This is a genomic window from Pseudoalteromonas sp. AS84 (assembly GCF_038900255.1).
GTDB lineage: Bacteria > Pseudomonadota > Gammaproteobacteria > Enterobacterales > Alteromonadaceae > Pseudoalteromonas.
On sequence record NZ_JBBMQY010000021.1, the window covers coordinates 62,841 to 70,968 of the forward strand.

An 8,128-nucleotide genomic window follows, 5' to 3' on the forward strand; every position below is an offset into this window, starting at 1 on the left:
ATTATAATTCGGCCCCGCATAACAATCAAACAAAAGAATGTAACCAAAAACAAAAACCAATCCTTTAAGGTTGGTTTAATGTGTTTTTAACTAAATAAATAAGCTAAAGGTTCTTTCGCCCACGTAAATATCAGCAATACCAATAAAGATATAAATATTAGCCATGCAGGCCAAGACGCTTTTGTTACTTTAGCCTCAGAGTCATCTGCTTTTAACTCTTTTGAGCCTGTGATCATCGCCTTAACTAGCGGCTTACCTTTTATTCTATAAACAATAATAGCTAATACATGTAAACCAATAGCATAAAGTAAAATGTCAAAATTCAGCTCATGTAGCCAATTTGCAAAATCAATCGTATCGCTAGACACATATTGAGCAAGCGGGCCGTCAGTTAAAATGCCATCACTACTCATTAACCCGGTAATAAGCTGCGTAATTATAATTATAAAAAATACCATTACCATACAGCTGCCAGGTGCTGAATGGCCTAGCGAGTCACTTGGTGTCTTTAGTGCCTTTAAAATAGCACGAGGAGAGTGCAGCAACCCACTTAATCTCGCGGTTTTACTTCCGATAATGCCCCATATTAAACGCGTTACGATGAGTGCTAAAGTAAAGAACCCAGCAACAAAATGAAGCTCAATCATGCCCTCTTCAATACTAAAATAAAGCACCGCAATACTTACAACCAAAAACCAATGAAAGCATCTAATAAACCCATCCCACACTTTTAACGTCGTCATTGCGCCTATCCTTAAAAAAACAGTATTATCTAATTCGTTAACTACTTTAACATCATAATATTAAGGTATCCTTATGAGCCATTCTACAAGCCGTGCGAGTAAATATCATGCAACCAGTTAAAAAAGCTATTTTAAAAGGCTTTTTAGATATGCTACCACTGTGTTTAGCGGTTATTCCTTGGGGTATTTTATGTGGTTCTTTAGCGATTCAAAATGGCTTTAGTGCACTAGAAACCCAAGCAATGTCGTTATTAGTCTTTGCAGGCTCTGCACAGCTTGTTGCAATTGAACTTATAGCGGGCAACACACCATTGCTTACAATTTTATTCACAACATTTATTATTAGCTCTCGGCACTTTTTATACGGTTTAGCCGTGCGTCATAAGGTCATTGATCAGCCTATGCGTTGGCGCTTACCAGTAAGCTTTGTATTAACCGATGAGCTATTTGCATTTTCTCACCATAGAAAAGCATATAGAACAAAAACACGTTTAATATACGCATTGAGCGCTGGTTTTAGCTTTTATATTGCATGGAATATTTGGACGTTTATTGGCATTGTAGCAGGCACAATGCTGCCCGACTTAACTAATTTAGGGCTCGACTTTGCCATTGCTGCCACGTTTATAGCGTTGGTTATTCCGGGAATTAAAAACCTAGCTTCACTCGTTACGGTAGTTGTAGCAGGCATTAGCGCAACGCTTTTAAAAAGCACAGGATTTGAGTTATGGCTTGTTTGCTCAGCGCTACTGGCAATGGCAGCAGGTTACAGCACAGCAAGACTAACCACTAAAAAGGAAGTAACGCCATGATGACGACTATTTTACTCATGGCGTGCATTACATTTTTTACGCGTTATTTATTTTTGCACCGTGCTTTACCGTTTAAAGTAGGCCCTAAAATGCAGCAATTTTTAAGCTTTAGTGCACCGGCAGTGCTTACAGCAATTTGGGTGCCTATCGTGTTTTTGAATGAAGATGGCATTAACTTAAACTGGCAAAATCCTTATTTGAGCGCCGCGATAGTTGCCATTATTGTTGCCTACAAAACACATAATATTTATTACACAACGCTTGCTGGTATGGGGCTATTTCTAATTTTAAATTAGTGCGATCTTTATACTTTATGGAATACTGCACTCAGGTTAAAATGCGGCTAACAACAATAAAAAGACACCAATATGCACGAATTTCATCAATTAAGCGCAACAAGCTTGCAGGGTCAACCTATCAACTTTAATGATTTTGAAGGTAGGGTTGTGCTTCTTGTTAATACCGCAAGTAAATGTGGGTTTACCTATCAATACGAGTCTCTGCAAGCTTTACACAATAAGTATGCCAGCCAAGGTTTAGTTATTCTGGGATTTCCGTGCAATCAATTTGGTAAACAAGAACCCGGCAACGCAACACAAATTGAGCAAGGATGTTTAATTAACTACGGGGTTAGTTTTTTAATGGCGGCCAAAGTAGATGTAAATGGTAAGCACGCACACCCGGTATTTCGCCACTTAAAATCAGCCTTACCTGGTTTTTTAACACGTAAAATAAAATGGAATTTTACTAAATTTTTAATTGCCGCAGATGGTACACCAATTAAACGCTATGCACCTTTTACTAAGCCCGAAAAGCTAGAGCTTACAATTCAAAAAGCATTAGCACAGGCTAAAAGTACCCTTTAAAAAGTAATAAAGAGGCGCAAGGCCTCTTTATTGCCAATACTATTGAAACTTAAACATACACATTACTGCACATTTAAACTCTCAATATTAATTGGTATTTTATTTATACTAGTGAAATTTAATCGGTGTAATCGCTTAAATCGTCTTCGCCTAGATTTTTACGCAAGCGTTTTTGCTCAAGGTAGTCTTCCAACTTCTTCTTAACCTTTTGCTTGTTCTTATCGTGTTGATTACGTCCGAGCATTTCGTACTCGTCTTCAACAAAATCGTCATCTAGCGCATCGTAACTAAATGTCTTACCCACAACCCACTCCATAAAGTGTTTGAGACCAACCAAGGATATTATTATCGCAATAGCCGGTAAAATTAAAAATGTTTAATGCCAAAGTGCTCTGCAAATTAACATCAAAATAAAGCCACGTGACTACTGTAAATAGTCTTCATGTCAGTAATGTGAATAAATAGCGCTAAATTTGAATTGAGGAAAGTGAGAGTTTTTTATCGTATCGATAAATAAAATTTATTAATTTTTATTAGTTAGCCAATTTGACTAAAAAATAGTTATTTATTAATTATTTTGACTTGCTAAAAAATAAAGAGAATCACTTAATCAATTGTTTTTTATGAAAAAATAAAACTGGCATCAAACTTGTTATTAATTAATCGTCATCAACAAAAAGTAGAGAACAAACATGAAAAAATTACTATTAGTTAGCGCATTAATTTGTACGCCAGCCGCTATGGCTCATAACGACAACGATTCTGCAATTTCATTTAGTAACGATGAATGTAACGTCGAATTTAAAAACGATGTACGTATTAAGCCAAACGAATTAGAAATTTTTACCGCCAATAATAAAACTATGCAATTTAATTCCCATGGTGACTTAACCGTTAATGGCGAGCTTGTAGCGCTTAATAGCTCACAACGCGAAGCACTGAATAAGTACTCTGACAGCTTACGCACTCAATTACCTGAAGTAGCTAATATAGCGTTAGAGGGGGTTAAAATTGCCGGTGTGGCATTAGAAGAAGTAGGCAATGCATTTAATATTGACGGTCTTGATAATATGTCTGAGCTTATGGACGACATTAAAATTGAGGTAGAAAACACATTTTACCAGCAAGGTACATTTGTAATGGGCCAACAAAGTTTTAATCAATTTGGCGAAAACTTTGAACAACAATTTGAGCAGCAGATAGAAACAGCGGTTGAATCAGCAGTAATGCAATCAATGGGCAGTATTTTAGTGGCTTTAGGTTCTGAGTTACTTGGTTCAGGCGGCGATATGGATGCCTTTGAACAACGCATGGAAAATATGGGTGCACAAATAGAAGAAAAAGTAGAGCTACATGCAAGCGCACTTGAAGAGAGAGCTAACTCTTTATGTGAAAACTTTGCTGATATTGCAAAACAAGAAGAGCAATTAGTAATGCAAGTGCCAGAGCTTAAAGGTTACCAGTTATTTAGCTTTAAACAAAATTAGTACAGCAAACGTTATTTAACATCCCTTTGGCAGCACTTAAGTTTACTTAAATGCTGCTTTTTTGTGTTTCCCAAACTTACTTTTTAGCTAATAAAGTAAGTTTACCTAGCGTGACAATCGCTTGTTCTATTTGCTCACCCCACTGCACACCGTAACTTAGCCTTATACAGCTTTTATATTTATTGGAGGCTGAAAAAATAAGCCCAGGGGTAATACTAATACCAACCTCAAGAGCAAGTAAAAATAATTTTTGACTATCGTACTCGCTTCCTAAATCTAGCCACATAACGCAGCCTCCTTTTGGATCGCTTATACGTGTATTTTTTGGCATAGCGTGTTGTAAACACCATCGCATACGCTCTTTGTTATCGCGCAGGCGCTGCCTGAGTACCTTTAAGTTACGGTCGTACTCGCCGCTGGCAATAAATTCTGATAACGCCCATTGATTTATTAACGAAGCGGAGCAACTTAGTGCTCGTTTATATCGCCGCGCTTGCGTTGCAAATTTACCGGCAACTAACCAACCTACACGATAGCTCGGCGCAGCCGTTTTAGAAAAAGATGAGCAACTGATCACTAATCCTTTTTTAGAATACGCTAAAGCAGGTGTGCCTCGTTTCGCCGTAAAATATAAATCGCCGTATACGTCATCTTCAATAAGCACTACGTCGTGGCTTTCGAGTAACTCCACCAGCTGCTGCCTGTTTGTATCTGGCATAAAGCTGCCTACAGGGTTGCTAATTGCTGTCGAGAATAAACACGCTTTTATGTCATGCTCATTTAAAGCTCGCTCCAAATCGCTTAACCAAATGCCATTATCTGGACACAGTGGTATTTCGAGCGCTTTAAGTCCCAAGCTTTCTATTAGCTCTATAATTCCGTGATAACAAGGAGTCTCAATAGCCACTACATCGCCTGGCTTTGTCACGCACTTAAGCGCAATAGCCATAGCCTCTTGCGCACCATTGGTGATCACAAGCTCGTCCATATCAATACCAATGCCAAAATCTAAATAGCGATGCACTAATTGTTTTTTCAGTGGTACAAACCCATCAGTTGGGCCATAATTTATGGCTTTACTGCCCGCAATTGTCATTACACGGCGCATGTTTCTGGCGAGTGCTTTATCGGTAGGTGCTGCTGCAATTGGGTTGGCGATACCAAAAGGGACTACGTTAGCTTGATGGATCGCGCTATACACCTGCTCTATTAAGGCTTGTTTATTTACCACAACAGGTTCGCGACTTAATTTAACTCGCTTAGGTAAATTATGAGCCATGCTAACGACTTTTAAAAAATATCCTGATTTTTCACGCGCCTCTACCAACCCTTGATCTTCAAGTGACTGGTAAGCCTGTTTTACAGTGGGGATACTTATATTTAAGTTATCTGCCATTTTACGCAGTGATGGAAGTTTTTCGCCGGGGAGTAAAACTTGTTGAGCGCTCATATCTCTAATCAACTGAATAACTTGCTGATATAAAAACTCATGCCCTTGGCTATTTTTTTGTCTTATCATCACACACCAAATCTGTATAGGTTACATTTTTACTTTTCTGTATATGGTAAGTATACAGATAGGTCTTAAAATAGCCATTCAATCGGGCTTTGGAGACTAACCATGAAAAGTGCAGCGCTATACATTACAACCGTTTTAATTTGGGGCTCAACTTGGTTAGCCATAGAGTTTCAGTTAGGTGATATTGCGGTAGAGTTATCGTTATTTTATCGCTTTGCTATTGCAGCGCTTTTAATGTGGTTATATGTAGCGTACAAAAAACCCGACATGCGATTTAAGTTACTGGATCATGGCTTTTTTGTTTTATTAGCTATTTGTAATTTTGGATTAAATTATTTAATGCTTTACTGGGCACAAAATCACCTTACCTCAGCCATGACCTCTATTGCCTTTTCAATGCTGCTGGTTATGAACATAGTCAATACTCGGTTATTTTTTGGTAAGCCAATCTCAAAACGAATTTATACAGGTGCTCTTCTCGCTGTATTAGGTATTACGTGTCTGTTTTGGCCACAGTTACAGCAGTTCGACTTGAGTAATGGTGCGTTGGTCGGGTTACTACTTGCCCTTGGTGGCACCTTTGTGGCTTCATTAGGAAACATGGTAAGCGTTCGTAATTCTCGTAAACAAATTGGTGTATTGCAAGGCAATGCATGGGGCATGCTATACAGCGCTATAGGCTTGGCTTTATATGTATTAATGAACGATGTGCAATTTAGTTTGAATGCTCCACCAAGTTACTGGTTATCACTACTTTATCTATCAATATTTGGCACTGTAATCGCTTTTGGTTGCTACTTTGCTCTACTAAGAAGTATAGGCCCTGAAAAAGCCAGCTACGTTATTGTTTTATTCCCATTAGTGGCAGTAACACTGAGTAGCTTTTTTGAAGGCTTTGAATGGCACGCAAATACCTTTGCAGGATTTAGCCTAGTGCTATTAGGTAACGCCATTGTGCTTACCCCAACAAAACGAATTAACGCCTTTTTAGCTAATAGAGCAGTAGCTAAAAGTGGCTCCGTCCCCAGTTAGACGCGTTATTAACGCAACTAACACAAAAGCGCCTACCCTACTGTAGGCGCTTTTTTATTGGCATATGAAAAAGTAAAGCCTGCCCATGCACACCAATAACGGCTGGAGTTTTACCTACCAGTTCACCATCTGCTTCAATCAATAACCCTTCAGTTTTTATAGAAGCTGTATTTAAGCGACTGTAGTTAAGATTTTTTATATGCTGATGGCGCTTAAAAAATAACTTCATAAAGCTTATTACATTATAAAAAAGCCCACCCGTTCGCATTTGATAACACTCAAGCAACCCATCAGTTAAATCTGCTTTTGGCGCTATTTCTAGACCACCACCAAAGTACTTATGATTAGCAAATACGGTAATCAAATTTTGATACTGCTGAGCATCGTTATTAAACGTACCTTGTAACTGCTGAGCTTGATAATAAAATAGCTCTTTAATGCTCGTCCAACTGTAATCAAAAGATGAAAAACTAGCTTTAGCATTAATCGCTTTAACTACATGAGCATCAAACCCTACCCCTGCAATATTAATAAAATAGCGGCTATTAATTTTTCCTACATCAATTGCTGTCGGTGTATTAAATAATGCCTTTCGCCAATCATCTTCTTTGCAATTAAACCCTCTCGAGAAATCATTACCTGTACCGCAAGGCAATAATGCTAACGTACAGCTACTCCCTATTAACGCATTAACCGCCAAGCTCAATGTACCGTCTCCGCCAAGTACAACTACTTTGGTAAATTTACTCAGTAGCAACCTTATTTGAGCGCAGTCATCGTTAAAGCTTCCCGTTGTAGTAAACATACAATAAGAAAAACTGCGTTTTTTACAGATGCTTTTAAGCCACATTAGTGGTTTTTCATTCTGTTTTTTTGTACTTGGTTTAATAATTATTAGTAGCGACAAGCTTTTTGTTTCCAACAATGCATTTAAGAACGAATAAAAAGAGTTTAATTGAATTTTTTTAATCTGAATAACTAGTCAAAAAAGATTGTGTAAAATGCATAAAAATAAATACAAACACTCACAAGTATCAGTATTAAAGCGACTAAAGCCGCCTTCATTGTAACTATTTATGCAAAAACGATAATAAAAAACACTGAACCACACGTTAATAAAACAAACAAGGATTAGTTTAACTAATCCGTCAGGCTCAATTTTTATCGTTGTCTTTTTAATCAAACAACGTGCAAAATGCACGCGATTTCAACATATACAACCCGGAGCAAAATAATGAAACCAATTAACACATTAAATCAAACAGCAGCAGCTCAAGTAGCAGTTAAACCAACTAACCGTAAAGCAAGAATGTTAGCTAAACTTAACACTATTGGTAAAAGACTAGCACTTAGCGGCGCAGCTCAATATAAATAATCACCCAACCATGATTATTTTTCGGTGCAGCGAACACTCAACCACTAAATGAAGTCACTTATTTAGCTCCCCTTGTTTGCTGCAACCTATTTATTTTATTAAAAATTGCCTTAATTTCCCCTTATTTACAAAAAAAACCTCATTTACGTACGTTTTTTAGGCAAACAGTCATTTTGCTATTTACACAGCGGTATCACCTAAGTATTATTCTGCGTCACGGAGAGATGGCAGAGTGGTCGAATGCACCGGTCTTGAAAACCGGCATGGGTTTATAGCCCATCTAGGGTTCAAATC

The 8,128-nt window shown here is 37.8% G+C and carries 10 protein-coding genes; 6 read left to right on the forward strand and 4 right to left on the reverse strand.

Features of this window, described 5'->3' with window-relative positions; all coding sequences use genetic code 11:
* Positions 1-86: 86 nt before the first annotated feature.
* Positions 87-743 carry a cytochrome b/b6 domain-containing protein gene (locus WNY79_RS17460; protein ID WP_024599689.1) on the reverse strand — a complete coding sequence of 219 codons (657 nt, stop codon included), beginning with the start codon at positions 741-743 and terminating at the stop codon, positions 87-89.
* 107 nt (positions 744-850) lie between these two features.
* Between WNY79_RS17460 and WNY79_RS17465 the strand changes: the two genes are divergently transcribed.
* The 3 genes from WNY79_RS17465 (at position 851) to WNY79_RS17475 (ending at position 2,421) form a co-directional block, all read left to right on the forward strand.
* Positions 851-1,555 (forward strand): AzlC family ABC transporter permease, encoded by a 705-nt coding sequence (locus WNY79_RS17465; RefSeq protein WP_197186251.1) that lies wholly within the window; start codon positions 851-853, stop codon positions 1,553-1,555.
* The gene (locus tag WNY79_RS17470) at positions 1,552-1,851 is read left to right on the forward strand and encodes an AzlD domain-containing protein (protein WP_004335020.1); all 300 of its coding nucleotides are present in this window, start codon (positions 1,552-1,554) and stop codon (positions 1,849-1,851) included. Before WNY79_RS17465 ends, WNY79_RS17470 begins: the two co-directional genes overlap by 4 nt.
* A 72-nt stretch (positions 1,852-1,923) precedes the next feature.
* Positions 1,924-2,421: a glutathione peroxidase gene (locus tag WNY79_RS17475; protein WP_170072795.1), complete on the forward strand. Its 498-nt coding sequence runs from the start codon at positions 1,924-1,926 to the stop codon at positions 2,419-2,421.
* 118 nt (positions 2,422-2,539) lie between these two features.
* On the opposite strand, the gene WNY79_RS17480 is transcribed toward WNY79_RS17475, so the two are convergent.
* Entirely contained in the window at positions 2,540-2,725 is a 186-nt protein-coding gene (locus tag WNY79_RS17480; RefSeq protein WP_007579801.1) for a hypothetical protein, read from the reverse strand.
* A 388-nt stretch (positions 2,726-3,113) separates the two neighbouring features.
* On the opposite strand from WNY79_RS17480, the gene WNY79_RS17485 reads away from it, so the two are divergent.
* Positions 3,114-3,908 carry a YggN family protein gene (locus WNY79_RS17485; RefSeq protein ID WP_024599686.1) on the forward strand — a complete coding sequence of 265 codons (795 nt, stop codon included), beginning with the start codon at positions 3,114-3,116 and terminating at the stop codon, positions 3,906-3,908.
* 76 nt (positions 3,909-3,984) lie between these two features.
* On the opposite strand, the gene WNY79_RS17490 is transcribed toward WNY79_RS17485, so the two are convergent.
* Positions 3,985-5,427: a PLP-dependent aminotransferase family protein gene (locus WNY79_RS17490; protein ID WP_342876493.1), complete on the reverse strand. Its 1,443-nt coding sequence runs from the start codon at positions 5,425-5,427 to the stop codon at positions 3,985-3,987.
* Between the two features lie 102 nt (positions 5,428-5,529).
* On the opposite strand from WNY79_RS17490, the gene WNY79_RS17495 reads away from it, so the two are divergent.
* Positions 5,530-6,459 carry a DMT family transporter gene (locus WNY79_RS17495; RefSeq protein WP_342876494.1) on the forward strand — a complete coding sequence of 310 codons (930 nt, stop codon included), beginning with the start codon at positions 5,530-5,532 and terminating at the stop codon, positions 6,457-6,459.
* A 37-nt stretch (positions 6,460-6,496) separates the two neighbouring features.
* Here the strand turns inward: WNY79_RS17495 and WNY79_RS17500 are convergent, their stop codons facing one another.
* Positions 6,497-7,384, reverse strand: coding sequence for a YegS/Rv2252/BmrU family lipid kinase (locus WNY79_RS17500; protein WP_342876495.1), 888 nt, complete (start codon positions 7,382-7,384; stop codon positions 6,497-6,499).
* A gap of 309 nt (positions 7,385-7,693) precedes the next feature.
* On the opposite strand from WNY79_RS17500, the gene WNY79_RS17505 reads away from it, so the two are divergent.
* On the forward strand, positions 7,694-7,834 hold the full coding sequence (locus WNY79_RS17505) for a hypothetical protein (RefSeq protein WP_004335040.1): 141 nt from the start codon (positions 7,694-7,696) through the stop codon (positions 7,832-7,834).
* Positions 7,835-8,128 lie beyond the last annotated feature (294 nt).

Excerpts from the sequence above, each read along its gene's own strand:
- WNY79_RS17495 (WP_342876494.1), top strand. The coding sequence starts at position 5,530 with ATGAAAAGTGCAGCGCTATACATTACAACCGTTTTAATTTGGGGCTCA.
- WNY79_RS17460 (WP_024599689.1), bottom strand. The coding sequence starts at position 743 with ATGACGACGTTAAAAGTGTGGGATGGGTTTATTAGATGCTTTCATTGG.
- WNY79_RS17490 (WP_342876493.1), bottom strand. The coding sequence starts at position 5,427 with ATGATAAGACAAAAAAATAGCCAAGGGCATGAGTTTTTATATCAGCAA.
- WNY79_RS17505 (WP_004335040.1), top strand. The coding sequence starts at position 7,694 with ATGAAACCAATTAACACATTAAATCAAACAGCAGCAGCTCAAGTAGCA.
- WNY79_RS17485 (WP_024599686.1), top strand. The coding sequence starts at position 3,114 with ATGAAAAAATTACTATTAGTTAGCGCATTAATTTGTACGCCAGCCGCT.
- WNY79_RS17475 (WP_170072795.1), top strand. The coding sequence starts at position 1,924 with ATGCACGAATTTCATCAATTAAGCGCAACAAGCTTGCAGGGTCAACCT.
- WNY79_RS17465 (WP_197186251.1), top strand. The coding sequence starts at position 851 with ATGCAACCAGTTAAAAAAGCTATTTTAAAAGGCTTTTTAGATATGCTA.
- WNY79_RS17470 (WP_004335020.1), top strand. The coding sequence starts at position 1,552 with ATGATGACGACTATTTTACTCATGGCGTGCATTACATTTTTTACGCGT.